The organism is Nocardioides pakistanensis (assembly GCF_054781215.1).
The window spans coordinates 51604-76298 of the sequence record NZ_BAAGUV010000025.1; the positions used below are offsets into that span (position 1 = coordinate 51604).

Here is a 24695-nt window from a genome sequence, read left to right on the forward strand (position 1 = left end):
TTCCTCTCGGGGCGGCCCAGAAAACAGGCAGGAGTCTAGCGGTCAGCGAGCGACGCCGACCGTGAGCCCTGCCACCACGATCCCGGCGGCGACCAGCGCCGTCCAGGTCACCGAGACCCACAGCAGCTTGGGCGCGCCGATCCGGAGCGCGATGCGCAGCGGGAGGTGGCGGACGCCGTTCTCGTTGTCCTGCACGAGGTCCGGAAGCACGGTGAGGAAGTGGACGCCGATGCCGAGCAGCGCCGCCAGCACGGTCATCGCCCAGGTCGGTGGGCCGCCGTGCATGCCACCGCCGAGACCGCCGTACGACAGGAAGGCCGGCAGCAGGCCGAACGCGACGGCGTACGGCAGCCAGGACAGCACGGTCTTCTTGAACCACCCGACGTAGAGCCACAGGGAGACGATCGCGCCGAGGTAGGCCAGGCCGGCGTAGGTGCCGTTGGCGATCGAGAGCGGGATCAGGACGAGTACGACGACCGCGACCGCGAACGTGACCGTGCCGGGGTCGACCCACCCCGCCGCGACCGGCCGGTCCAGGCGGCCCACCCGGGCGTCCCGCTCGCGGTCGGCCACGTCGTCGAGCCAGCCGACGGTGACCTGCCCGAGCAGCACGGTGAGCAGCACCAGCCCCACCTCCAGGGTGGTGCGGCCGGTCAGCGCAGCGGCACCCGCCAGCCCGAGCGCCATGGTCAGCGCCTGGACGGGGTGGCTCGACAGGACGAGTGACACTGTCGCGCCCCGCTGCTTGGGGTAGCTCATGGCTCGCAGTATTGACCACCGTGCCCGCCGACCGCGGGACCACCTCGCGGGTTCGCCGAAGAAAACAAAGGGATTCGGGCGCCACCGAGGAGTCCGCACGCTCGCCGCGCGAGTGGCCCGCGACGGACCGGAGCGCGTCGGCGGTCCCGCCGAATGCACACGAATCGAGCCTCTGTCAAGCCCCGATTCGGCCTCTGACCTGGGCAAACGCAAAAGGGCCCGGCTCCGGGACGTGTTAGACTAGTCACCTAGGAAGGGGTACTTGGCACATGACATTTACCGTCGGCGAAACGGTTGTTTATCCAAATCACGGGGCCGCAGTAATCGAGGACATCGAGACCCGCCAGATCAAGGGTGAGGACAAGCAGTACCTCGTACTGCGCATCGTCGCCCAGCAAGACCTGGTCGTCCGTGTTCCCGCCTGCAACCTGGACCTCGTGGGCGTGCGTGACGTGGTCGACAAGGAGGGTCTGGACCGAGTCTTCGAGGTGCTGCGCGCGGCGCACACCGAGGAGCCGACCAACTGGTCGCGCCGCTACAAGGCGAACCTCGAGAAGCTGCACTCCGGCGACGTGATGAAGGTTGCCGAGGTCGTCCGGGACCTGTGGCGCCGTGAGCGCGACCGCGGTCTCTCGGCCGGCGAGAAGCGGATGCTCGCCAAGGCCCGTCAGATCCTGGTCTCCGAGCTCGCGCTCGCCGAGCACACCAACGAGGACAAGGCAGAGGCCCTCCTCGACGAGGTTCTCGCCTCGTAACCCAGTCCAGCACACGTGCAAGGCCCCCGGGACGGAAACGTCCCGGGGGCCTTCGTGGTCTGATGGGGTGGTGAGCACGAGCTGTCACGACCCGTACGCCGACCTCCCCGACGACGTCGACCCGTCGGCCCGGCCGCTGGGCCAGGTGCCGACGACGGGGCGCGGCTCGATGCCGTTCGCCACCCTCGACGGGGAGCCGCTCGTGGCCCTCGCGTCGTTCGCCCTCGAGGACGCCGGCGCCGAGCTGCTGGACTTCACCACCGGGTTCGCCGCCGTCCGCTCCTCCGAGCGGCCGTTGGTGCTGCACGACCCGCTGTGCCCACTGACGCCGATTCCCTTTCTGCGCAAGGCGATCGCGCTCGCCGTCGAGGACGACGTGGTCGTCGTCGGGGTGCAGCCGGTGACCGACACGATCAAGACGGCCCCCGGCGGCGTCGTGGGGGAGACGGTCGACCGGGACGCCCTCTGGACGGTCACGTCACCCGTCGTACTCCCGGCCGCGGTAGTGGCCGGGCTCGACGACTGGCCCGACACCGACGACCTCGCGGCGCTCGTGACGCGGCTGCGCGAGCGCGTCGAGGTGCGCTTCCTGGAGTCGCCGGCACTGGCCAGGAGGGTCGAGGACGAGTCGTCGCTGAAACTGCTCGAGGCGCTCGCAGTGGGCGAGAATCCCCAGCCGGCACAGGGCTAACGGTCCGCCGAGGTCGCGATCGCCAGGTAGGAGTACGACGGCCCGGCCCCGTCGCGCGAGGTCAACGCCGCGCAGCCACGTCGCAGGTCCTCGCAGCGCACCCGGCGGCCGCCGTCGTGGCCGAGGTCGAGCCGGGACCGGAAGTGGTAGCTGTACAGGTTCCCGTCGCCGGTCGGGTCCACGGACGCCTCGAGCCCGTCGCGGGTCCACCGGTCGGTGAGCAGTCGCCGCTGGGCGGAGCGGTCGCCCTTGACGTAGCGGTCGAACCAGGCGGTGGTGTACCACGCCGACATGTCGATGCCGCGCAGCGTCGCCCCGAACACCGGCAGCGGCAGGTAGGACCACTCGTAGTGCGTCCCACCTCGGACCACGATCTCTCCGGTGTCCACACCGGCCTTCGAGAACGCCTTGGAGGCAAGGGCTTTCTCGTCCGGGTCGGGTGTGGTGGTGTGCGGGGTCGGGGTCAGGAAGTAGTCCGCGGCGAGACCCAGCGAGGGCACCCGGAGCTTCGGCTTGCCGAGGCCGCCGGAGAGGCACGCCGCGCCGACCCCGCCGGCGTCCTCGAGCGGGTTGATCGACTCCGGCTCCAGCGTCGGGTCGCACAGGTTGTCCCAGGCGACGACGGCGTCGACGCGGCGGTCGGTCTGGCCGACCCAGCTCACCCCGGCGGCGCCGTACGAGTGTCCCGCCAGGCCGATCCGGGTGCGGTCGACGAGCCGCCAGAACGGGTTGAACGCGGTGGCCAGTCCATCCTCGACGCGGGTGCGCTGCTTGTCGCAGTGGCTGGCGCCGGAGCGGCTCTCGCGCGGGCAGTAGGGGCGGTCCGGCCGGGAGAGCGCGAAGTCGATCGCGTCCTGGGTGTGGTCGTAGAAGGTGATGCCGGTGGTCTGGGACGGGAACCCGTCGAACCTGTCGTCACCCGCGCCGAAGGTGTCCGAACGGCCCTGCATCTGCGGGTCGCGGGTGAGCACGACGTACCCGGCCTTGGCGAGGGTCTGCGCCGCCCACCAGTAGAGCTCCTCGCTGGCCTGCACCGACCCGTTGGTGATCACCACGAGCGGGCGCTTGCGCGGGCCGGCCTTGGTCGCCCACACGTGGCCGGCCATCGTGGAGCCGTTGCGGGCGGTGAAGTGCACCGGCTCGGAGATCCCGTAGCCGCGCTCGTCCCAGTGCGCCAGACGCGGGTCGCCGCCGCAGGCCAGCGACTTCGACCAGCACACGTCGGTGAGGAACAGCCGGCCCGGGTCGGTCAGCTGCTCGACGAGCCCGCCGGTGAACGACTCCGCGCCCTGGGTCAGCTGGTCGGTGACGCCCTTGGGGGTGAGGTACTCCGACGCGCGCTCGGACTGCTTGGTGAAGTTCGCCAGCTCCGCGGCCGGGTCCACCGGGTCACCGGGGGCACCGGCGGCAGGGGCGGACCCGAGCGCGGGGACGGCGAGCAGGGCGGTGGTGGCCAGGGCGGCGGCAGCCGCGGTGATGCGTCGCATGCCGTGACCAACGAGGCGCGCACGGGTGGGTTATCCCTGGCGGAGCAGGCGTTCGGCGAGTGAGACGTCCTCGGGGAAGGTGATCTTGATGTTCGTGGCCGGGCTGTCCACACACCGGATCACGGTGTCGGTGTAGGCCTCCACGCACGAGGCGGTGTCGGTGCCGGTGAACCCGTCCCGCTCGGCCCGCCGGTAGGCGTCGAGGAGCGGTCGGGCCCGGAACGCCTGCGGGGTCTGTACGGCGACCAGGTCGCTGTCGAGGCCGCGGGCACGATCACGGGCGAGCAGGGACCGCTGTCGTCGGACCGGGAGCGCACCACCGTGCTCGTGCGCCGCCGCGGCCACCGCCTCGAACAGCGCGGCGTCGGCCAGCGGACGGGCGGTGTCGTGGATCGCGACCACGTCGACCTCGCCGGCGTCGACGGCGGGCGCGATCACCTGCAGCGCGTTCCACTCCGAGCCGTGCCGGGTGCTTCCTCCCGCGGCGATCCACACCTGAGCGCCGGGATGGTGCTCGGCGACGAGGTCGAGCCCGCGCTCCACCTCCGCGCGGTCCTCGGGCCGGATGACCAGCACGACCTGCGTCACGCCGGGGAGGCCGAGCACGGTGCGCAGCGACCAGGTGAAGACCGGCTCGCCGAGCAGCGGCAGCAGGACCTTGTTGGTGCCCGCGCCGACCCGGCGTCCCTCACCTGCGGCGAGCAGCACGACCGCCGTACGAGGTGTGTTCACGGCGGACACGGTAGCCGCCCGTCAGGACGGCGCCAGCGCCGCCTCGACCAGCTCGCCGAGCGCCTCGGACACCAGGGCGTCGCGCTCCAGCGGGAGCATGTGGCCGGCGCCCGGTGCGACGGTGAGCCGCGCGCCCGGCACCTTCTCGGCGAGCAGCTCGGCGTGCTCGGGCGGGGTGAGCCGGTCCTTCGCGCCGACCATCACGTGCACCGGCACGCCCGCCAGCGCCGAGAGCCCCTCCACGCGGTCGTGCCGCATGATGTCCTCGAAGAACCCGCACATCGAGCTGGCCGGGGTGTTGATGATCCCCTCCACGGTGAGCGCGTGGTCGCGCAGCCGCAGGTCGTCGCCGAACAGGAACCGCCGAGCGATCATCGCCTCGATCATCGGGGCGCGGCGCCGACGCCGGCGACTGACCATCCGCGAGCGCCGGGCCAGCATCGCCGGGATCTGCTCGCGCACCCGGTCGCCGACCCGGGGCAGGCCGAGGGTGACCGTGTCCATCGAGCCGCCCGAGGTGGCGACGAACAGCACGCCGCGGACCCGCTCTGCGAACAGCTCGGGCCGGTGCTCGGCGAGCGCCATCAGGGTCATCCCGCCGATCGAGTGGCCGCCGAGCACCAGATCGCCCTCGGGCGCGTGCGTGTCGATCAGGTCGGCGAGGTCGCGGCCGAGGTTCTCGATCGTCGCGGCGTGCTGCGGCGTCTCCTGCGAGGCGCCGTGTCCGCGGTGGTCGTAGGTGAGCACCCGCACCGCGTCGCCGTACCGGTGCCGCAGGTCGCTGACCTGGTAGCGCCAGGAGTCGTGGTCGGAGGTCCAGCAGTGTGCGAGTACGACGGTCAGCGGGGCGTCGCGGGGCCCCTCGACGTGCACGTGCAGCGTGAGCCCGTCGTGCGTCCGCAGCGTCGTGGTGCTCGGCCGGACGAGGTGGCGGGTGCTCATGCTCCGGCCCCGGCGAAGCGACGCGCCAGGCGAGGCCGGCGCGAGGGGGCGCCGGGACGAGGCGAGCCGGGGCCGCTGCCGGGCCGGCCGGCGACGTTGTAGCCGACCGCCACCGAGGCGAACAGCCCGGCGAACAGCACGCCGACGACCCCGTAGCCGGTGGTCCACAGCCAGCCGGGCACGTCCTGCTTCTCCTCGCGGCGCAGGATCAGCTTCTCCTCGACGATCTCGCGCGAGGCGTCCACGGCGGGCACCTCCTCGGCGGGGATGGCCGGGTCGCCGGGCAGGTAGACCGGCACCGCGGCGAGGTCGTGCAGCGGTGTGTGCAGGCGGATCAGCGTCTTCCAGCTGCCCTCGACGGGCATCGGCACCTCGGTGCGCCAGACCCCCTCCTCGACCGGGACCAGGTCGCCACGCACGGCGCCGCCGCCCTGCCACGACAGGGCCTCGAACCAGTAGGCGTCCTCGACGAGCTCGGGGTCGATCCGGACCGTGACCGGGGCGCGGCCGTCGCGGACCTCGCCGACGGCGATGTCGGCGGTCTCGCCCTCGGGGTGGCCCGGCGGCACGTTGACCACGAACACCGCGAGCACGGCGAAGGCAGCGGCCAGCGCCCACCGGCCGGTGCGCACGGGCCGGGCAGGGGCCGGCTCCTCCGTGGCCTCGACGGTCGTGGCCGCGACCGTGGTCAGCTGCTGGTGCATCCAGGTGGCGATCACACCGATGCCGGCGCCGGTGATCCCGGCGAACAGCACCGCCCACGGCATCATCTCGGCCGGCCACGGCATCGGCCGGGTGTACTGCGTCCAGAAGTACTCCACGAGCAGCATGCCCAGCGTCATCGCGACACCGGCTGCGGCGCCGTACCCCACCGTCGGCCGTGCCCACCGGGTGAGGACGGCGGCCACCACGGCGCCACCGAGCAGGATCGGCGGCCACGGGGTGAGCGCGTCGAAGGCCCAGACGTTGAGGCCGACCAGGATCAGCTGCAGGGCCGCCTGGGCGGCCCAGATGGACGCCACCCAGCGCAGCCCGCGGTGCATCGCGAGCGTGAACGTGACCACCGTCGCCACGGTGAGCACGACCGGGTCGTTGAGCAGCGGGAACTGCGGCACGCCGAAGGCGTACTCCAGCAGGAAGGCGACCGGCCCGGCGGCCAGGATCAGGATCGCCACCCACTCGAAGTGCGCGCGCAGCCGCGACGGTCCGACCTGACCGGCCTCGGCACAGCTCAGCAGCATCGTGTAGGGCAGCATCAGCACGCCGCCGATCATCAGCACGTGGGTGGGGCCCCACTCGGTGACGTCCTGGCCGAACAGCCGGTGCCACAGGTCGTCGAGCGGGAAGCCGAGCAGTGCGAACAGCGCCACCGCGGTGCCGATCGAGGGCCCGAGCGGTGCCCGCCAGGTGCGGGTGAGCCGGAGCGTACGGCGGGGCAGGCGGTCCTTCGCCAGCGCGAGCGAGAGTGCTCCTCCGGCGAAGATCGCGATCAGCCCGATGAAGATGAAGTAGTGCGCCGGGTTCGCCAGCGGCCCTTCGTCGCGGCCGGCGGCGATGTGGAAGCTCACGTCCCAGTAGAGGCCGACCGCGCCGGAGAGCGCGCCCCCGACGCTGATCGCCAGCGGCAGCGCGAACCAGCGCGGGCTGCCGTCGAGCCGGGATGCGAGGTCGGCGGCCCGGCCCACGAGCGTGGCGTGGCCGGTGCGCTCGCGCAGCATGACCCAGAGGATGAAGGCGTAGACGACGGCGGTGAAGCCGGCGACGATCACGATCTGGTCGATCGGGGCGCCACCGGCCGAGGGTGTCTCGGCGGCGGTCAACAGCATGGGGGGCTCCGTAGAAGTCGGGGGTCTGCGGGGTCCGGCTATATGACATTAACGATGTAACATCCAGAATGGCACGCCTTGTGCGGGACATGTCAAGATCGGGACGTGACCGCGTCCGCCCCGAACCTGACCATCGACCAGCTGGCCGCGGCGGTGAACATGACCGTGCGCAACGTGCGTGCCTACGCCGGCCGCGGCCTGATCCCCGCGCCGCACCTGGTGGGGCGCACCGGCTACTACGGGCCCGAGCACGTGAGCCGCCTGCTGCTGGTCCGCGACCTGCTGGACCGCGGCTACACGCTGGCGGCGGTGGAGCAGCTGATGAAGCGGCAGTCCGCAGCGACCGCCGGCCACGCCCTCGACCTGCTGCACACGCTCGAGGACCCGCTCGGGCAGGCCGCGGAGACCGAGGAGATGACCGTCGACGCGCTGCTCCGGATGGCCGGGGCGACCGAGGAGACCGGCGTCCTGGACCGGCTGGTCGAGATGGGCCTGGTCGAGCGGGTGGACGACTCGCACGTGCGCCTGCTGCGACCGTTCGTCGTGCGCGCCGGGGCGAAGGCGATGGCGCTCGGCCTGGACCGGACCTCGGTGCTCGCGCTGCTGCCGCTGCTCGGCGAGCACCTGCACGTGATCGCCCAGCGCTTCGTCGACGAGTTCCGCGCCCAGATGTGGAGCCCGTTCGTCGAGGCAGGCCTGCCCGAGGAACGCTGGCCGGCGATGCTCGACAGCATCCGGGCGCTGCTGCCGGTCGCCTCCCAGGCGGTCCTCGCGGTCTTCCGCGACGAGCTGCACGCGGTGATCGAGGAGGCGCTCGGCGAGGAGCTCGGCCGGTTGGCCGAGGGCTGAGCGTCCGGCCGGGGGCTGAGCCTCCCGGCCGGGGGCTGGGCTCCAGTCAGCCGAAGACGATCGCGGTGGCAATCGCGGCGACACCCTCGCCGCGCCCGGTCAGCCCGAGCCCGTCGGTGGTGGTGGCCGAGACGGTGACCGGGGCGCCGCACGCCTCGGAGAGCGCAGCGGCGGCCTCGGCGCGCCGGGACCCGAGCCGCGGCCGGTTGCCGATCACCTGCACAGCGACGTTGCCGATCTCGAAGCCGGCCTCGCGGACCCGGCGCGCTGCCTCGGCGAGCAGCACCCGCCCGGCGGCGCCGGACCACTCCGGCTCGGCGGTCCCGAAGTTGCTGCCCAGGTCGCCGATCCCGGCCGCGGAGAACAGCGCGTCGCAGGCGGCGTGCGCGGCCACGTCCGCGTCGGAGTGGCCCTCCAGCCCCTGCTGCTCCTCGGGCCACAACAGGCCGGCGAGGTGCATCGGGACGCCGTCGACGAGTCGGTGCACGTCGGAGCCGATGCCGACGCGGGGCCTGAGTGCGCTCACGCGCCGATCATGCCGCACTGCTCGACACCGGCCGGTGATGGGCGACGATGGACCCGTGAGCCCCGCCCCGCGATCCCTGCACGCGCTGGCCGGTCTGGCCGCCGGTCTGGCCGGACTCGCGGTCAGCCATGCCCTCGCGATGCTGCTCACCCTGAGGGCCGGCCCGGTGGTCGCGGTCGCCGAGGGGATCATCGAGATCACCCCCGGCGGCCTGGCCGAGACCCTGATCGGCCTGGTCGGCGAGTACGACAAGCCGCTGCTCGTCGCCGGTGTGGTGCTGGGCGGCCTCGCCCTCTCGGCCTGGGCCGGTGCGATCGCCCAGCGCGGCCGAGTGCTCGGCGCAGCGGTCTTCGTGGTGATGGGTCTGGTCGGTGCGGTCGCCGTGCTCACCCGCGCCGACGCACGGGCCTTCGACCTGGTCCCGGTGGCCGCCGGCACAGCCACCTGGCTTCTCGTGCACCCGCTCCTCGCTCGCCAGCTGACCGAGGCCGCGCAAGCGCCTGCCGAGACCGCGGACGCGCAGCGGCGCAGGTTCCTGGTGACCGCCGGGTTCGTCGGGCTCGCCGCAGTCGCGGTGGGCGTCGCCGGCCAGGCGGTGGGTGCCTCCCGACGCGGCGTCGAGACCGCTCGCCGGCTGCTGCGGCTGCCGGTGCGCCGGGGCAAGGTGCCCGACGGTGCCGAGCTCGGCGTGCCCGGTGTCGCTCCCTGGCGTACGCCCGCCGCGGAGTTCTACCGGATCGACACCGCCCTCGTGGTGCCCGGCATCGACCCGGTCGAGTGGCGGCTGCGGGTGCACGGGATGGTCGAGCGCGAGCTCGACCTCACCTTCCAGGACCTCGTGCACTGGGGGCTGACCGAGGACTGGATCACCCTGTGCTGCGTGTCGAACGAGGTCGGCGGCGACCTGGTCGGCAACGCCTGGTGGAGCGGGGTGCGGGTCGCCGACGTCCTCGCGGCGGCGGGTGTGCTGTCCGGTGCCGACGCGGTCCTCCAGACGTCCGAGGACGGCTGGACGTGCGGCACCCCGCTCGAGGCGCTCACCGACGACCGCAACGCGCTGCTGGCCCTGGCGATGAACGGCGAGCCGCTGCCCGTCGAACACGGTTTCCCGGTGCGGATGGTGGTGCCCGGGCTGTACGGCTACGTGTCTGCGACCAAGTGGCTGGTCGACCTCGAGGTCACCCGGTTCGCCGACATCACCGCGTACTGGACCTCGCGCGGCTGGGCCGAGCGGGCGCCGGTGAAGACCCAGTCGCGGATCGACGTACCCGCACCGGGCGCGGAGGTCGCCGCCGGGACGCTGCGGGTCGGCGGCTCGGCGTGGGCCCAGCACACCGGCATCGCCCTGGTGGAGTACCGGCTCGACGGGGGACCCTGGACCCGGGCCGAGCTGGGCCGGGTGCCGAACCTCGACACGTGGGCGCAGTGGAGCGCGACCGTGGAGGTGGTGCCGGGCGAGCACACGCTGGCCGTCCGGGCCACCGACCGCAGCGGCTACACCCAGACCGGTGTCCAGTCCGACGTGCTGCCCGACGGCGCCACCGGCTGGCACAGCGTCGAGTTCACCGCGGGCTAGGCGATGGGGATGACGCCGACCCGAGGTGCGGGTTAGCGTCCCGGTGTGAGGCGTGCACCCCACGAGAACGTCGCGACGGTCCTCGTCGCGCCGGTCGTGCTGCGCGACCTGGAGATCGAGCTGATGACGCTGGACCTGACGCTGTGGCCGGTCCGGACCGCCCCGATCTGCACCGACGGCCCGCGGATGGCGTTCCAGGTCAGGAACCGGCTGGTGACCATGCACCGCGGCGAGTGGGACCTCGCCGCGGACTGGACGCCGGTCTGGATCGGCTTCGGGCCGTCGTGGCGCGACGGCGACGAGCCGCTGCCGTGGGCGGCCCACGTGGCTCTGTGGCGGACCCTCGACGCGTACGCCGACCACGTGCGCTTCCACCGCCGGCTCGGCGGGGTGCCGCGGCTGAACCCGCCGGTGGAGGCGCGGCCCTGAAGCACGCGCACCCGCAGGCGCCAACAGCGCTACGTTGCCAGCATGTGCGACACGATGGTCAGCCTGACCGACGACGGCGTCCTCTTTGCCAAGAACAGCGACCGCGACCCCAACGAGGCGCAGGTCCTCCGGTGGTACGACGCGCAGCAGCACGAGCCGGGCAGCACCCTGCGGTGCACCTGGAGCGTGATCCCGCAGGTCGCCGAGACCCGACGGGTGCTGCTCAGCCAGCCGTGGTGGATGTGGGGCGCCGAGATGGGCGCCAACGACGCCGGCGTCGTGATCGGCAACGAGGCGGTGTTCACCCGCGGCGCCAAGGACCCGCGAGACAAGGACGCGCCCAGCCCGCTGCTCGGCATGGACCTGGCCCGGCTCGGCCTCGAGCGCGCGAGCACCGCCCACGAGGCGGTCGGTCTGATCGTCGCGCTGCTCGAGGAGCACGGGCAGGGCGGCTCGTGCAGCCACGAGCACCCGCGGTTCACCTACGACAACTCCTTCCTCGTCGCCGACGCAAACGGCGCTGTCGTCCTGGAGACCGCCGGACGCCGCTGGGTCACCGAGGAGGTGACCGGCCCGGGCCGGTCGATCAGCAACGGGCTGACCATCCCCGGCTTCGCCGACAAGCACGCCGACCCGGTCCGCGGCAGGGTCGCCGCCTGCGCGGCTCGACGGGCCCGCACCGAGCACGCCGCCTCCCGGGCGACGCACCCGGCCGACCTGATGGCCGCGCTGCGCGACCACGGCGACGCCGCGGGGCCGCAGTGGTCCCCGGTCAACGGGGCCCTGTCCGCACCCTGCGCGCACGCCGGCGGGCTGATCACCTCCACGCAGAGCACGGCGTCCTGGGTCGCCGACCTGCGCGTTCCCTCCGAGGCCCGGCACTGGGTCACCGGCACCTCCGCGCCCTGCACCTCGGTCTTCAAGCCGGTCAGCGTGACACGGCCGCTCGACGTGGACCCGTCCGCGATGCCGCGCAACACCTTCGACCCGGGCTACCGCTGGTGGCGACACGAACGCCTGCACCGGCTGGTGCTGCGCGACCATCCCGCGAGCGTGGCGAGGTTCGCCGCCGAGCGCGAGCGGCTCGAGGCCGGCTGGATCGCCGCCCCGCCGCCAGGTGCTGAGGCGTTCGCGGCTGCGGATGCCGCCGAGGAGCGCTGGCTGGCCGACCTCGTTGCCGCGGCACTGCCCGACCGGAGGCAGGCCTGGCTCCGGCGCGAGTGGCGCGGCACCGACACCGCCGCCCGGATGCCCGACCTCGCCCCCGGGCGCGCGGCGTGACCGGCCGGGTGGTGGTGGTCGGCGCCGGCTTGTCGGGGCTGGCCGCGGCACGCCGGCTCGTCGACGCCGGCGCCGAGGTCACCGTGCTGGAGGCGCGCGGACGGGTCGGCGGCCGGACCGAGGGACACGTGCTCGACGCCGGCACCCCGCTCGAGCTCGGCGGCCAGTGGATCGGCCCGACCCAGAACCGGATGTACGCCCTGGTCGAGGAGCTCGGCCTCGAGCACTTCCGCACCCACAACGACGACGGCGAGCTGCTGCTCGACCTCGGCGGGCGGCAGTCCCGGCTGAAGTCTCACCGCGGTGCGCTGCCCCGGCTCGGACCGTTCGCGCTGGCCGACCTGGGGCAGGGCCTGGCCCGGTTCACCCGTCTGGCCAACCGGGTCAGCCTCACCGAGCCGTGGACCTCGCCCGACGCCGATGTCCAGGACGGGCAGACCTTCGAGACCTGGATCCGCCGCAACCTGCGCACCCCCACCGGCCGGGCCTACTTCCGGGTGGCCTGCGAGGCGGTGTTCTCCGCGGAGTCCACCGACATGTCCCTGCTGCACGCGCTGTTCTACGCCCACTCCGGCACCGACCTGGAGACGCTGATCTCGGTCGACCGCGGTGCGCAGCAGGACCGGATCGTCGGCGGCTCGATCCGGATCGCCGAGGCGATGGCCGCCGGGCTCGGTGACCGGGTGCACCTGGACAGTCCGGTCCGCACGGTGGCCCAGCACGGCACCGGCGTCCGGGTCACGACGCGGGCGGGAGCGACGTACGACGCCGACCGGGTGATCGTCACGCTGCCGCCGACCCTGGCCGGCCGTCTGGAGTACGACCCGCCGCTGCCGTCGTGGCGCGACCAGCTGACCCAGCGGCTCCCGGCGGGCTCGGTGATGAAGGTCTACGCGATCTACGACGAGCCGTTCTGGCGGGCCGACGGCCTCAACGGTCAGGCCGCCTCGGACAGGGGCCCGGTCAAGGTCACCTTCGACAACTCACCGCCGTCGGGCACGCCGGGGGTGCTGATGGGGTTCGTGGAGGCGGGCGACGGCCGGCGTCTGGCCCGTCGTACCCCCGCGGAGCGCCGCCAGGCGGTCCTCGGCTGCTTCGAGCGCTACTTCGGCCCGCGAGCCGCGTCGCCGCGCGAGTTCATCGAGCGGGACTGGATGGCCGAGGAGTTCAGCCGGGGCTGCTACGGCGCCCACTTCACGCCCGGCGTGTGGACCCACTACGGCCACGCGCTGCGCGAGCCGGTCGGCCGGATCCACTGGGCCGGGGCGGAGTGCTCACCGGTGTGGAACGGCTACATGGAGGGCGCGGTGCGCTCGGGGGAGGATGCGGCGGCCGCCGTCCTCCACGAGCTGGGCCGTCACCAGTTCGGCTCGGCCGGCGCCGGCGGCAGAGGTACGTCGGGCGGCGCGATCACGTAGGTGATCCCGCCCGACGAGCGCATCCACGCCCGCTCGAACTGCGCCCGGTCGAAGGTGGCCCGGACCTCGTCGTTGCTGGCGATCTCGTGGGACGCCGGGTCGTTGCAGACCACGTTCCCGTCGTCGTCGAAGCCGACCAGCACCGCGAGGTGGCCGGTGGTGTCGTAGCCGGCGCCGTCGAGCTGGTCGCGGGTGAACGCCACCCCGACCACCAGCGGGATCCCGGCGGAGACGAACAGCTCGGCCTCGGCCAGCGAGCGCAGCCGGGTCACGAACGCGACCGCGCCGAACCGCGCCGCGTAGGCGGCGTTGAACGACCAGTTTCCCGGCGCCCGGTAGTCGTGGTCGAACGTGTGCCGCGCGGCGTAGGGGACGACCGGGTCGGCCATCCCCGGGTCGACCCAGGCGTAGTCGAGCTTGCGCGGGCCCAGTCCCCAGTGCGCCAGCACCATCGAGGTCGAGGTCGGGGAGCACCAGGACTCACCGCCGTTGGCCCACTGCGGGTAGCTCCCCAGGTGCAGCCGCTGCGAGTATGCCGGCACCTCCAGCACCGTGCCCGCCGCGCCGTTGCGCTCCGCGGACACGACGGGCTCGCCGGGCGGCACGGCCGAGGCGACGCAACCCAGCAGCGAGACCGCCGGTGTGGCCGCGGTGCCGGTGCGGCGCAGCAGCGTCACCCGGATCCGGTACGACGTTCCCGGGGCCGTCTCGGGCAGGGTGAGCCGGTCGACGTGCACCGCGGCGACCTCGTCGGACTGCCCGGGCACGGAGGTCGGGGCGATGTCGGCGTCGCTCTCCGCCCAGCGGCCCATCACCAGCCAGCCGGAGGTGGCCCGGGCGGTGCGGACCTGCAGGCCCACCTCGATCCAGGTCCCCTCGGGCGTGTGCGCGTTCCAGGACGCGACCAGCTCGGTGAACCCGAACCCGGGGGTCAGCTCCGCCGAGGTCCAGGTCGCCCGGTCGTACTTCACCGGCGGGCCGTCGCGGTGCGGGTCGTCGTAGCCGCAGATCCCGGTCGGTGCGCCGAGCGTCAGCCGTCCGTCGGCGACCTCGGTCCCGTCGTGGTCGCCGGTGCCGAAGTCGGCTTCGCCGTCCCAGCGGTCGAAGCGGATCCGGCGCTTCACCAGTTCCTGGTCCGGGTCGGCGGGAGCGGCTGGTCGAGGTTGCGGACGACGTACACGAGCCCGCCGGACTTCGGCACCCAGGCGTTCTCGAACTGGCCGCGGTCGTAGGTGCGCACCACGCTGCTGTTGCCGGAGGCGGCCGGGTCGTTGACCACGACGTCGCCGTCCTGGGTGAACCCGACGATCACCATCAGGTGCCCGGCGGTCGAGCTGATCGGAGCGCCGTCGAGCTCGCCGCGGCCGAACTTCACCGAGGCCACCAGCGGGATCCCGGCCTTGATGAAGCGCTCGGCCTCACGCAGGTTGCGCAGCCGGGTCACGAACGCGGCGTCGGCATGGGTCGCGGCGTAGGCCGCGCTGAAGGACCAGTTGCCGGCGCCCTGGTAGCCGTAGTCGTACTGGCTGCGCGCCGCGTGGTCGACCCACGGGTCCGGGTGCCCGGCCGGGACCCAGGAGTACTCCTGCTCCGCCGGTAGCCGGTCCAGCGCGCCGAGCACCATCGACACCGAGGTCGGCGAGCACCAGGCCTCGCCGCCGGCGTCGTACTGCGGGTAGTGGCCGTCGTGGATCATCTGCGAGTAGCCCGGCAGCGTGACGGTGAGCCCGCGGGCCACACCCGGCCGGGAGGTCGCGACGCGGTCCGAGGACGGGAGCCTTGAGACCATCGCGCCGACGGTGTCGACCGTGGGCTGGGCCCTGGTGCCGATCCGGCGCAGCAGGCTGACGCGCATCTGCCAGGCGGTGAAGCCCATCGAGTAGCGGGTCTTGAGCGTGTCCACCGACACCTGGGCGAGGTCGTCGGCCTGCGGGCCGAGGCTGGTCCGGTGGAAGCGGCGGTCGGTCGCGGCCCAGTTGGCCAGCGCGTACCACTTGCTGCGCTTGCCCGCCTCGCTGAGCCCACGGACCTGGATCCGGATCCACGAGTCGCCCGGGGTGGTCGCGTCCCACGACGCGATCAGCTCGTCGAAGGCGTGGCCCGGACGGGTCCAGGGGGAGAGCCAGCTGCCGAGCGCGTACTTCTTGGTCGGCTTGCCGTGCGGGTCGCGGTAGCGCATCGAGTGGCGGGGCCGGGCCAGCCGGAGCGTGCCGTCGACCGCGCGGGTGCCGACGAAGCGGCCCTTGGCGAGCTGCTGCTGGCTGGTCCACTCGGTGTAGGTGATCGCGCGGGCAGGCGGCTGGACGGTGCGCTGGACGCGCGGTTTCGTCGGTTGCGGGTCGGTGGGGGCGGCGGCCGCCGGAGCGAGCGCGGCGAGCGGCGCGACGAGCGCGACGAGGGCCGTGCCGGCGAGCATGCGGGTCCGAGAGAGAGTGCGCACCGTAGAACGATAGGACACCTCGTCCCTCTCGACACTGGTTTCACACCAGTCACAGCTCGGCGGTCCCGACCCGGTCGGTGCGACGTGGTCGGGGCAGCCCCGTGCGGTCGATAGGATTGGTAGGTGACTCTTCGGCTCTACGACTCCGCCACCCGCGAGGTCCGTGACTTCGTGCCGCTCGAGGACGGCAAGGCCGGGATCTACCTGTGCGGGCTGACCGTCCAGTCCGAGCCGCACGTCGGGCACGTCCGGTCCGGGGTGAACTTCGACGTCCTCCGCCGGTGGATGGCCGCGCGTGGGTACGACGTCACGTTCATCCGCAACGTCACCGACATCGACGACAAGATCCTCGTGAAGTCCGCCGAGCAGGGCCGCCCCTGGTACAACCTGGCCTACCTGATGAAGCGTGAGCTCGACCGGGCCTACGACGCGCTCAACGTGCTGCCGCCGACCTACGAGCCGCTGGCGACCGGACACATCCCGGAGATGGTCGAGCTGATCGACCACCTGATCGAGCGCGGCCACGCCTACGCCGCGACCGACGGCTCGGGCGACGTGTACTTCGACGTGATGTCGTGGCCGGCCTACGGCGAGCTCTCCGGCCAGAAGGTCGACGAGATGGAGCCGGCCGAGGACGCCGACCCGCGCGGGAAGCGCGACCCCCGCGACTTCGCGCTCTGGAAGGGCTGGAAGAAGGACTCCGAGCCGCGGACCGCGGCGTGGCCCTCGCCGTGGGGGCCGGGCCGGCCGGGCTGGCACATCGAGTGCTCGGCGATGGCGCTGAAGTACCTCGGCTCGGCGTTCGACATCCACGGCGGCGGTGTCGACCTGCGCTTCCCGCACCACGAGAACGAGCAGGCCCAGTCCCGTGCTGCCGGGCACGGCTTCGCGTCGTACTGGCTGCACAACGCCTGGATCACCACCGCGGGCGAGAAGATGAGCAAGTCGCTGGGCAACTCCCTGGCGATCCCCAACGTGCTGGAGCGGGTCCGGCCGATCGAGCTGCGCTTCTACATGGTCGCGGCGCACTACCGGTCCCACGTGGAGTTCTCCTTCGAGGCGCTCGAGGAGGCAGCGGCCGGGTTCGGCCGCATCGAGCACTTCCTGACCCGCGCCGCGGAGGTGCTCGGCGGCGTGCCCGAGCCCGCACAGCTCGCACCGGCGTTCGTCGAGGCGATGGACGACGACCTGGGCACGCCCGCCGCCGTGGCTGCCGTCTACGACAGCGTCCGCGAGGGCAACAAGCTCGTCGCGGCCGGCGACTCCGCGGCGCTGCGCGAGGTGGCCGGCTCGGTGCGTGCCATGCTGGACGTGCTCGGCCTGGACCCGTACGACGCTCAGTGGGCCGGTGGCAGCGCACGGCGCGACGAGCGGCTGACCGCGGCGATCAACACGCTGGTCGCCGGGCTGCTCGAGCAGCGCGCGGCGGCCCGGGCAAGCAAGGACTTCGCCGCGGCCGACGCGATCCGCGACCAGCTCAAGGCCGCGGGCTTCGAGCTCGAGGACACCCCGCAGGGTCCCAAGTGGAGCCTGTGAGCTCCTCGCTGGCCGCGCGCACTCCGGTGGTCGAGCCCGTCGAGACCAACCCCAACATGAAGGCAGTCGACTGATGGCAGGCAACTCGTCGCGTCGCGGCGCGATCAAGAAGACCGGCAAGGGCAACCCGACCGCCGGGTCCGGCGGCCGCGTTCGCCGCGGCCTTGAGGGCAAGGGACCCACGCCGAAGGCCAAGGACCGCGAGGGCCATAAGGCATACAAGGCAGCCAAGCGTGTCGAGAAGGCCAGGTCCAGCCGCCCCAAGCGCCAGGCCAAGCCCGGCGACAGCGAGTGGGTCGCCGGCCGCAACTCGGTCGTCGAGGCGCTGCGGGCGCACATGCCGGTGACCACGGTGTACGTCGCCGAGGGCGCCGAGCGCGACGGCCGGCTCCGTGAGGTGTTCCGGGTCGCCGCGGAGCGGGGGATCTCGCTGCTCGAGGTGCCGCGCAACGAGCTGGACCGGCTGACCCAGGGCGCGGTGCACCAGGGCCTGGCCGCGAAGGTTCCGCCCTACGAGTACGCCCACCCCGACGACCTGCTCGACCGCGCCGCGGAGATGAAGGAGCCCCCGCTGATCGTCGCCCTCGACTCGGTCACCGACCCCCGCAACCTCGGCGCGGTCGTCCGGTCCGCGGCCGGGTTCGGTGCGCACGGTGTGCTGATCCCCGAGCGTCGTGCGGCAGGCATGACCGCGTCGGCGTGGAAGACCTCGGCCGGAGCCGCGGCGCGGGTGCCAGTGGCGCAGGCGGTGAACCTGACCCGGCAGCTGAAGGCCTACCAGGAGGCGGGGTGCATGGTGATCGGGCTGACCGCCGACGGCGACGTCGCGCTGCCCGACCTGGAGCTCGCCGACGGGCCGCTGGTGGTCGTGGTCGGCTCGGAGGGCAAGGGCCTGTCCCGGCTGGTCGCCGAGACCTGCGACCAGCTGGTCTCGATCCCGATGGTGAACTCGCTGGAGTCGCTCAACGCGGGCGTTGCGGCCTCGGTGACGCTCTACGCCGTGGCGGAGCGGCGGGGGACGCTCACCCGCTGACCGCGCCGGACGACTGGTCGGATATGTCCGTGTAATCTCCTCTCGCACCTGCCACCTCGGTCCGGGCAGGCCGTCGCGCCACACAGGGGGGACGCACGATGACCATCACCACCAACCGCTCCGAGCTCGGCCGGGGCCGGCTTCCGGCCGCCCGCCGGGACCGACGCGGAATGCTGGCCGCGCTGGCGCTGCTGCTGGTGCTCACCGGTGCGCTCGGGAGTGCGCTGGTGGCCTACCGCAGCGGTGCCCGGGTCGACGTGCTGATGGCCCGTGACGACATCCCGGTCGGCAAGCTGATGGAGGCCGGCGACTTCACCCAGGCCCGGGTCTCCGCCGACAGCGCCAACGTGATCGACGCAGCGGCGCTGGAGAACTTCGTCGGCACCTACGCCACCGGCAACATCCCGCGCGGCACCCTGCTGCACCGCAACATGTTCAAGGTCGGCGGCATCGTTCCCGACGGTGCCGAGCTCGTCGGCGTCGTGGTCGACGCGACGCGGCGGACCACCAAGCGGCCCGGCCGCGGCGACGTGGTCCGGGTCTACTACGTCAGCCAGTCCGGCGGCCAGCCGGTGGGCAACCTCGCTCCCGGCGACACCGTGGTCGAGGCCGCCCGGGTGATGGACGTCGGTCGCGGCGGCGGCTCCGACGCGACCAGCCTGACGCTGCTCGTGCAGGACCGGGCGGCCGGTGAGCTCGCCGAGCTCGCCGCCTCGGGCAGTCTCGCGGTCAGCGTGCTGCCGCCGGACACCGAGCCGCTCGTCGACACCGTCACCGAGTAGGGGCCGGACATGGCGCTGATCACCGTGATGTCGGCCAAGGGAGCACCGGGTACGACGACCACCGCGATGCTGCTCGCGTCCCTGTGGCCACGCCCGAGCATCCTGGTCGACGCCGACCCGCTCGGCGGCGACGTCGCGCTGCGGCTCGCGGGTGCCGACGGCCGTGCCCTCGACCGCGACCGCGGGCTGCTCTCGCTGCTTCCGGCCGCGCGTCGCGGGCTGCTCCCCGAGATGGTCGCCCAGCACGCGCAGCCGGTCGTCGGCGGCCAGCCGGTGGTCGCGGGCCTGTCCGGGCCCGAGCAGGCCACCGCCGTCGCTCCGCTGTGGCCCGCCCTGGCCGACGCGTTCGCCCAGGTCCCCGACGCCGACGTGGTCGTCGACGCCGGCCAGGTGCACCAGCGCTCCCCGCACCTCGCGCTGCTCGAGCGCTCCGACGTGGTGCTGTGGGTCTACCGGCCGACCGCCTGGGCCGCCCTGCACACGCGCCGGCGCCTGGAGGGGCTCCGCGAGCTGCTCGCCGATGCGCCGACCCGCACCGGGATCGTGGCGGTCGCCACCCAGAAGCAGGACGCCGACGTCGATGCCGCGGAGCAGACGATCCTGGCCAGCTGGGACTGGCCCCGGTCGTTCGGCACCCTCGCCCACGACCCCAAGGCGGTCGTGATGTTCGAGGGTGGCGAGGTGCACCGGCCCGAGCGGACCCTCCTCGCGCGGAGCGGGCGGACGCTCGCCGAGCGGCTCTTCGAGGAGGTCCGGCTGCTGTCGAGCGCCGCCGAGGCGCTGGCGGGCCCCGCGCCCGAGGACGACGACGAGCTGGCCGCCGTACCGGAGGAGGCAGCGGTGGCCGGGCGCCGCCGTGGCGCGCGACGCGCGAAGAGGGGAGAGAGGTCATCGTGAACGACAGGCGCACCGCCGACCCGCAGCTGGTTCGCGCCCTTCGCGCGCAGGTCGCCGACCGGCTCAACCAGCAGCGACGCAGCGACGAGGTGCTCGGCCGCGCGCCGATGAGCGCCGAGGACGAGCGCCAGTTCGCCCGCTCGCTGGTGGTCCAGGTGCTGGAGGACTACGCGCGCGCCGAGATCACCGACGGTCGCACACCGCCGACCGCCGAGGAGGAGGAGGTCATCGCCTCCGCCGTCCACGCGGCGCTGTTCGGGGTGGGCCGGCTGCAGCCACTGCTGGAGAACCCCGACGTGGAGAACGTCGACATCAACGGCTGCGACCGGGTGTTCGTGGGCTACGCCGACGGCCGTGAGGAGCTCAGCGACCCGGTGGCCGAGAGCGACGAGGAGCTCATCGAGCTGATCCAGGTGCTCGCCTCGAGCGTCGGCCTGGCCTCCCGGCCGTTCGACTCGGCCAACCCCCAGCTCGACCTGCGCCTGCCCGACGGGTCCCGGCTGTCCGCGGTGATGGGCGTGTGCGCGCGGCCCAGCGTCTCGATCCGGCGGGCCCGGCTCGGCAAGGTCGGCCTCGACGACCTGATCGAGAACGGCACGATGACCCACGAGGTGGCGTCGTTCCTGCAGGCCGCCGTGCGGGCGCGCAAGAACATCATGATCGCCGGGTCCACGAACTCCGGGAAGACCACGCTGCTGCGTGCGCTGGCCAACGAGATCCCGCCGCACGAGCGGCTGATCACCGTCGAGCGGGCACTCGAGCTCGGCCTGGACAAGTTCGAGGACCTGCACCCCAACGTGGTGGCGTTCGAGGAGCGGCTGCCGAACTCCGAGGGCGTCGGCGGTGTGTCGATGGCCGAGCTGGTGCGCCGGTCACTGCGGCAGAACCCCAGCCGGGTGATCGTCGGTGAGGTGCTCGGCGACGAGATCGTGACCATGCTCAACGCGATGAGCCAGGGCAACGACGGCTCGCTGTCGACGATCCACGCGAACTCCTCGCTCGAGGTGTTCAACCGCATCTCGACCTACGCGCTGCAGGCTGAGGAGCACCTCCCGGTCGAGGCGACGCACATGCTGATCAGCGGCGCGATCAACTTCGTGGTCTTCATGCGCAAGCGCAACGACTACGAGAGCGGTGGTGGCCTGTCCCGGATCGTCGAGAGCGTGCGCGAGGTGACCGGCGTGGACGGCCGAGTGCTCTCCAGCGAGGTGTTCAAGGCCGACCACACCGGCCGCGCCGTGTCGCACGCGACGATCTCCTGCCTCGACGACCTCGTCGCGCACGGCTACGAACCGCCCGCCCTGGCCCGGTGGGCCTGATGGGTCTCGACGGGCTGCTGGCGGTCGCGGCGGGTGCCGCGGTCGGTCTCGGCCTGTTCGTCGCGGTGCTCGCGGTCGTCGGTCTGCCGGAGCGGCCGGCCGGCAAGCCCGGGCGCAACCGGGCCACCCTGAAGGGCAGCACCCAGCGTCTCGTGCGCGGTGTCCTGGTCGGACTCGTCGCCCTGCTCCTCACCCAGTGGGTCGTGGCCGGGCTGGCGATGGGTCTGCTGGCGGCGTTCTGGGACCGGATCGTCGGCAGCTCGACGCTGGAGCGCCAGGCGATCATGCGGCTGGAGGCGCTCGCGTCCTGGACCGAGTCGCTGCGCGACACCATCGCCGGCGCGATCGGCCTGGAGCAGGCGATCCCCGCGACGGCGGCCAACGCCGGCTCCTCGATCCGGCCCTCGCTGAACCTGCTCGTCGACCGGCTGCGGATCCGCGAGCCGCTGCCCAACGCGCTGATGGCCTTCGCCGACGACCTCGACGACCCGAGCGCCGACGTCGTGTGTGCCGCACTCGTGCTCAACGCCCGGCTGCGCGGACCCGGTCTCCGCGACGTGCTCACCGCGCTGGCGGCATCGATCCGCGAGGAGCTCGACATGCGCCGCAGGATCGAGGCGAGCCGGCGCAGCATCCGGCGCAGCGTGCGCATCGTGCTGCTGATCGTGCTCGGCGTGATGGGCATGCTCAGCGTGTTCAACCGGCAGTACGTCGAGCCGTTCGACACCGTCATGGGCCAGCTCGCGCTGTTCGTGATCGCCCTGCTCCTCTTCGGCGGTCTGATGTGGCTGCGCAGCCTGGCCGCGCCGTCGCGGGTGGACCGGTTCCTCACCGGCCACCTGCCCGTGCGTGTCGCGGACGTCGAGGAGGCGGCGCGATGACCCTCTCGCTGATCTCCGGCGCCGTGCTCGGGCTGGGCCTCTACGCCCTGGTCCGGGTCTGGGTGCGCCCGCAGCCCGGGGTCGCCACCCTGCTCGCCCGGATCGAGGGCGGGCAGCGCTCGATGACCACGCACACCTCGACCTCGTACGAACGCGGCGGCGCGCTGGAGCAACGGGCGCAGTCGGCGTTCAACGCGCTCGCCGACCGGCTCGAGGTGATGGCCGTCGAGCGCGGCTGGCAGCTCGGCCGCCAGCGCGCGGACCTGGCGCTGATGGGCCGCACCACCGGCACGCACCTCGCCGCCAAGGTCGCCACCGGCCTGGGCCTGCTGCTGCTCGCCCCGTTCGCCTGGTCGATGCTGCGGCTGTTCGGCGTGCCGCTCCCGGCGGCCCTGCCGGCGTTCGTCGCCGTGCTGCTCGGGCTCGTCGGGTTCTTCCTGCCCGACCTGGTGCTGCGCAGCGAGGCCGCCCAGCGACGCCGCGACTTCAAGCGCACCGTCGGCATCTTCCTCGACCTGGTCGCGATGAACCTCGCCGGCGGCCGCGGCCTGCCCGAGGCCCTGCTCGCCGCGGCGACCGTCGGCGAGCACTGGACGCTGGTGCGGATCCGGCAGGCGCTGGCCAACGCCCGGCTCTACGGCACCACCCCCTGGGTCGCGCTGGGCGAGCTGGGCCGCGAGATCGCCGTCGAGGAGCTCCAGGACCTCTCCGGCGCGCTCACCCTCGCCGCCGACGACGGGGCGAAGATCAGGGCGAGCCTCTCGGCCCGAGCGGCTACGATGCGCCGCAAGGAGCTCACCCAGGCGGAGGGCGAGGAGGGCGAGAAGTCGCAGTCCATGGTCGTCGCCCAGATGCTGATCAGCACCGCATTCCTGATATTTTTGGCATATCCGGCAGTCGCGCAGCTGCTCGTGGCCTGACACGAGACGGCGCGGTCAACAACGATGAACGTGAGAGTGGGGGACGGAGCCGATGCTTTGGTTCGGAGTCGACTTGATGCGCGGCGCCTTCGCCCAGGCCCGTGCCGCCCGGCGCAGCGAGACCGGGGCCAGCGTGCTGGAGTGGGCGCTGATCGCGGCGGTGATCGTGGTCGCCGCCTCGATCATCGGCGGCGTGGTGTTCAACATCGTCCAGAACAAGAGCACCGAGCTCGAGGACTGCGCGAACCAGCCCGCCGGCTCGGCCTGCTAGCTCGCCGCCCCCGCTCCGAGCGGGGAGTCAGCGCGCTCGAGCTGGCGATGGTCGCGCCCGGGCTGATCTTCCTGATCTTCTTCACGATCCAGGCCGGCCTGTACTTCTACGGCAAGACCGTCGCGATCCAGGCCGCCCGGGAGGGCGTCTCCCAGCTCCGGCTGGCGCAGGACCGCGCGGTCTACGAGGACGTCCGCGGTCATGTCGTGGAGAGCACCGAGCGGTTCGCGATGCAGGTCGGCCGGGAGGCCCTGTTGCGACCGGAGGCGCGACCGTCGTACGACGACGTGGACGGCCGGGTGTCGATGGAGGTGCACGGCGCGGTGATCACACTGGTGCCGTTCCTGGAGCTCACCGTGACCGAGCGCGCCGAGGGGTCGGTCGAGCGGTTCGAGGGGGACCTGCCGTGACCCGCCGGGACCAGCGCGGCTCGCTCGCGGTCGAGATGGCGATCATCGTGCCCTCGATCCTGCTGATCTTCGGCCTGATCTTCGCCTACGGCCGCGCGGCCTCGGTCAACGGCACGCTCGAGTCGGCGACCCGCGACGCCGCGCGCAGTGCCACGCTGGCGAGGTCGTACGGCGAGGCCCGCGACCGAGCCCGCGCCGTCGTCGGGGAGGCGATCGCCGGGCTGCCGGAGACCTGTCGCGACTCCGTCGTCGTGGACCTCTCGCCGACGTTCGAGGCGGGAGAGCCGGTGACCGTGACGGTCCGCTGCACCTACTCGATCTCCGACATCGGGCTGCCCGGGGCGCCCGGCACCCTGCGGCCGGAGTCGTCGTTCACCTCCATGCTCGACCCGTACCGGGGAGTGGACTGATGACGCTCCTCCGCCGGCGCGACGAGCGAGGCTCGCTGGCCCCCGCCGTACCCGTGATCGCGATGGCACTGCTGCTGCTCGGCGGGCTCACCATCGACGCGTCCCGCCAGCTCAACGCGCGCGGGCAGGCGGTGGCGTTCGCCGAGGAGGCCGCCCGCGCAGGGGCGCAGGGCGTCGACATCAGCGCCGACGAGCTCGAGCTCGACCAGGCGATGGCCCGGGAACGGGTGGAGGCCTACTGCGCGGAGGTGGAGCGCCTCGGCCAGGTCCGGGAGTGCTCGTTCGTCGGGATCGAGGAGGTCGGCGGCGGTGACCCGCGACCGCTCGTGGTGGTCACCGAGGTCCGGCTGGCGATCAAGTCCAGCCTGCTCGGGATGGTCGGGGTGCGCGAGCTGACCGCGAGCTCGACGGCCCGGGCGCGGCCCTACGAGGGCATCACCGAGCCGATCGACTGAGTCCAGCCGACTTTTTGTCCGGGTTTGTTTCGGCGTCCGACACCCGGGGTATACGTCGGCCGAGCAGAGT

General features: G+C 72.9%; 26 protein-coding genes. 18 read left to right on the forward strand and 8 right to left on the reverse strand.

Translation table 11 applies throughout. The features are described 5' to 3' along the window. Positions 1-42 precede the first annotated feature (42 nt). A complete protein-coding gene (locus ACYVIH_RS11535; RefSeq protein WP_460869435.1) occupies positions 43-759 on the reverse strand; it encodes a UbiA family prenyltransferase in 717 nt (238 codons plus the stop codon). Between the two features lie 269 nt (positions 760-1028). Here ACYVIH_RS11535 and ACYVIH_RS11540 point away from each other — a divergent pair, with 269 nt between their 5' ends. Together ACYVIH_RS11540 and ACYVIH_RS11545 are read left to right on the forward strand one after the other, a co-directional pair. After that, positions 1029-1514, forward strand: a complete 486-nt coding sequence (locus ACYVIH_RS11540; RefSeq protein WP_460869437.1) for a CarD family transcriptional regulator — start codon at positions 1029-1031, stop codon at positions 1512-1514. Positions 1515-1584: 70 nt separating this feature from the next. After that, positions 1585-2205, forward strand: a complete 621-nt coding sequence (locus ACYVIH_RS11545) for a 2-C-methyl-D-erythritol 4-phosphate cytidylyltransferase (RefSeq protein ID WP_460869439.1) — start codon at positions 1585-1587, stop codon at positions 2203-2205. On the opposite strand, the gene ACYVIH_RS11550 is transcribed toward ACYVIH_RS11545, so the two are convergent. The 4 genes from ACYVIH_RS11550 to ACYVIH_RS11565 are packed head-to-tail and all read right to left on the reverse strand — an operon-like array spanning position 2202 to position 7192. Next, positions 2202-3692, reverse strand: coding sequence for a hypothetical protein (locus ACYVIH_RS11550; RefSeq protein WP_460869442.1), 1491 nt, complete (start codon positions 3690-3692; stop codon positions 2202-2204). The two genes, ACYVIH_RS11545 and ACYVIH_RS11550, sit on opposite strands and share 4 nt — an antisense overlap. A 30-nt stretch (positions 3693-3722) precedes the next feature. Further along, the gene (locus ACYVIH_RS11555) at positions 3723-4424 is read right to left on the reverse strand and encodes an IspD/TarI family cytidylyltransferase (protein WP_460869443.1); all 702 of its coding nucleotides are present in this window, start codon (positions 4422-4424) and stop codon (positions 3723-3725) included. Positions 4425-4445: 21 nt separating this feature from the next. After that, a complete protein-coding gene (locus tag ACYVIH_RS11560; RefSeq protein WP_460869445.1) occupies positions 4446-5366 on the reverse strand; it encodes an alpha/beta fold hydrolase in 921 nt (306 codons plus the stop codon). After that, complete coding sequence (locus tag ACYVIH_RS11565) at positions 5363-7192, reverse strand: hypothetical protein (RefSeq protein WP_460869447.1); 1830 nt, start codon at positions 7190-7192, stop codon at positions 5363-5365. The genes ACYVIH_RS11560 and ACYVIH_RS11565 overlap by 4 nt, the downstream gene beginning before the upstream one ends. 105 nt (positions 7193-7297) lie before the next feature. Here ACYVIH_RS11565 and ACYVIH_RS11570 point away from each other — a divergent pair, with 105 nt between their 5' ends. Then, positions 7298-8041, forward strand: a complete 744-nt coding sequence (locus ACYVIH_RS11570) for a MerR family transcriptional regulator (protein ID WP_460869449.1) — start codon at positions 7298-7300, stop codon at positions 8039-8041. Positions 8042-8087: 46 nt separating this feature from the next. Here the strand turns inward: ACYVIH_RS11570 and ispF are convergent, their stop codons facing one another. Continuing rightward, the gene (ispF, locus tag ACYVIH_RS11575) at positions 8088-8567 is read right to left on the reverse strand and encodes a 2-C-methyl-D-erythritol 2,4-cyclodiphosphate synthase (RefSeq protein ID WP_460869450.1); all 480 of its coding nucleotides are present in this window, start codon (positions 8565-8567) and stop codon (positions 8088-8090) included. Positions 8568-8622: 55 nt separating this feature from the next. Between ispF and ACYVIH_RS11580 the strand changes: the two genes are divergently transcribed. The 4 genes from ACYVIH_RS11580 to ACYVIH_RS11595 are packed head-to-tail and all read left to right on the forward strand — an operon-like array spanning position 8623 to position 13271. Further along, positions 8623-10143, forward strand: a complete 1521-nt coding sequence (locus ACYVIH_RS11580) for a molybdopterin-dependent oxidoreductase (protein WP_460869452.1) — start codon at positions 8623-8625, stop codon at positions 10141-10143. Between the two features lie 45 nt (positions 10144-10188). Continuing rightward, a complete protein-coding gene (locus tag ACYVIH_RS11585; protein ID WP_460869456.1) occupies positions 10189-10572 on the forward strand; it encodes a hypothetical protein in 384 nt (127 codons plus the stop codon). 42 nt (positions 10573-10614) lie between these two features. Next, positions 10615-11853, forward strand: coding sequence for a hypothetical protein (locus tag ACYVIH_RS11590; protein WP_460869458.1), 1239 nt, complete (start codon positions 10615-10617; stop codon positions 11851-11853). Then, positions 11850-13271 (forward strand): flavin monoamine oxidase family protein, encoded by a 1422-nt coding sequence (locus ACYVIH_RS11595; protein ID WP_460869460.1) that lies wholly within the window; start codon positions 11850-11852, stop codon positions 13269-13271. The genes ACYVIH_RS11590 and ACYVIH_RS11595 overlap by 4 nt, the downstream gene beginning before the upstream one ends. Here ACYVIH_RS11595 and ACYVIH_RS11600 read toward each other — a convergent pair. Together ACYVIH_RS11600 and ACYVIH_RS11605 are read right to left on the reverse strand one after the other, a co-directional pair. After that, positions 13211-14395 (reverse strand): C39 family peptidase, encoded by a 1185-nt coding sequence (locus ACYVIH_RS11600; RefSeq protein WP_460869462.1) that lies wholly within the window; start codon positions 14393-14395, stop codon positions 13211-13213. The genes ACYVIH_RS11595 and ACYVIH_RS11600 overlap by 61 nt on opposite strands. Further along, positions 14392-15711 (reverse strand): C39 family peptidase, encoded by a 1320-nt coding sequence (locus ACYVIH_RS11605; protein WP_460869464.1) that lies wholly within the window; start codon positions 15709-15711, stop codon positions 14392-14394. The genes ACYVIH_RS11600 and ACYVIH_RS11605 overlap by 4 nt, the downstream gene beginning before the upstream one ends. A 123-nt stretch (positions 15712-15834) precedes the next feature. Here ACYVIH_RS11605 and cysS point away from each other — a divergent pair, with 123 nt between their 5' ends. The 11 genes from cysS (at position 15835) to ACYVIH_RS11660 (ending at position 24625) form a co-directional block, all read left to right on the forward strand. Beyond that, positions 15835-17247: a cysteine--tRNA ligase gene (gene cysS / locus ACYVIH_RS11610; RefSeq protein WP_460869466.1), complete on the forward strand. Its 1413-nt coding sequence runs from the start codon at positions 15835-15837 to the stop codon at positions 17245-17247. 73 nt (positions 17248-17320) lie between these two features. Continuing rightward, positions 17321-18280 (forward strand): 23S rRNA (guanosine(2251)-2'-O)-methyltransferase RlmB, encoded by a 960-nt coding sequence (rlmB, locus tag ACYVIH_RS11615; protein ID WP_460869468.1) that lies wholly within the window; start codon positions 17321-17323, stop codon positions 18278-18280. Positions 18281-18378: 98 nt separating this feature from the next. Continuing rightward, the gene (locus tag ACYVIH_RS11620) at positions 18379-19062 is read left to right on the forward strand and encodes an SAF domain-containing protein (protein WP_460869470.1); all 684 of its coding nucleotides are present in this window, start codon (positions 18379-18381) and stop codon (positions 19060-19062) included. Positions 19063-19071: 9 nt separating this feature from the next. Continuing rightward, on the forward strand, positions 19072-19959 hold the full coding sequence (locus ACYVIH_RS11625) for a hypothetical protein (RefSeq protein WP_460869472.1): 888 nt from the start codon (positions 19072-19074) through the stop codon (positions 19957-19959). After that, positions 19956-21278 (forward strand): CpaF family protein, encoded by a 1323-nt coding sequence (locus ACYVIH_RS11630; RefSeq protein ID WP_460869474.1) that lies wholly within the window; start codon positions 19956-19958, stop codon positions 21276-21278. The genes ACYVIH_RS11625 and ACYVIH_RS11630 overlap by 4 nt, the downstream gene beginning before the upstream one ends. Next, positions 21278-22159, forward strand: a complete 882-nt coding sequence (locus ACYVIH_RS11635; protein ID WP_460869476.1) for a type II secretion system F family protein — start codon at positions 21278-21280, stop codon at positions 22157-22159. The genes ACYVIH_RS11630 and ACYVIH_RS11635 overlap by 1 nt, the downstream gene beginning before the upstream one ends. Continuing rightward, a complete protein-coding gene (locus tag ACYVIH_RS11640; RefSeq protein WP_460869478.1) occupies positions 22156-23079 on the forward strand; it encodes a type II secretion system F family protein in 924 nt (307 codons plus the stop codon). The genes ACYVIH_RS11635 and ACYVIH_RS11640 overlap by 4 nt, the downstream gene beginning before the upstream one ends. 52 nt (positions 23080-23131) lie before the next feature. Then, positions 23132-23350, forward strand: coding sequence for a hypothetical protein (locus ACYVIH_RS11645; protein WP_460869480.1), 219 nt, complete (start codon positions 23132-23134; stop codon positions 23348-23350). Beyond that, a complete protein-coding gene (locus ACYVIH_RS11650) occupies positions 23344-23760 on the forward strand; it encodes a TadE/TadG family type IV pilus assembly protein (RefSeq protein WP_460869712.1) in 417 nt (138 codons plus the stop codon). Before ACYVIH_RS11645 ends, ACYVIH_RS11650 begins: the two co-directional genes overlap by 7 nt. Then, positions 23757-24170: a TadE/TadG family type IV pilus assembly protein gene (locus ACYVIH_RS11655; RefSeq protein WP_460869481.1), complete on the forward strand. Its 414-nt coding sequence runs from the start codon at positions 23757-23759 to the stop codon at positions 24168-24170. The genes ACYVIH_RS11650 and ACYVIH_RS11655 overlap by 4 nt, the downstream gene beginning before the upstream one ends. Beyond that, the gene (locus ACYVIH_RS11660; RefSeq protein ID WP_460869483.1) at positions 24170-24625 is read left to right on the forward strand and encodes a pilus assembly protein TadG-related protein; all 456 of its coding nucleotides are present in this window, start codon (positions 24170-24172) and stop codon (positions 24623-24625) included. The genes ACYVIH_RS11655 and ACYVIH_RS11660 overlap by 1 nt, the downstream gene beginning before the upstream one ends. Positions 24626-24695: the final 70 nt, after the last annotated feature.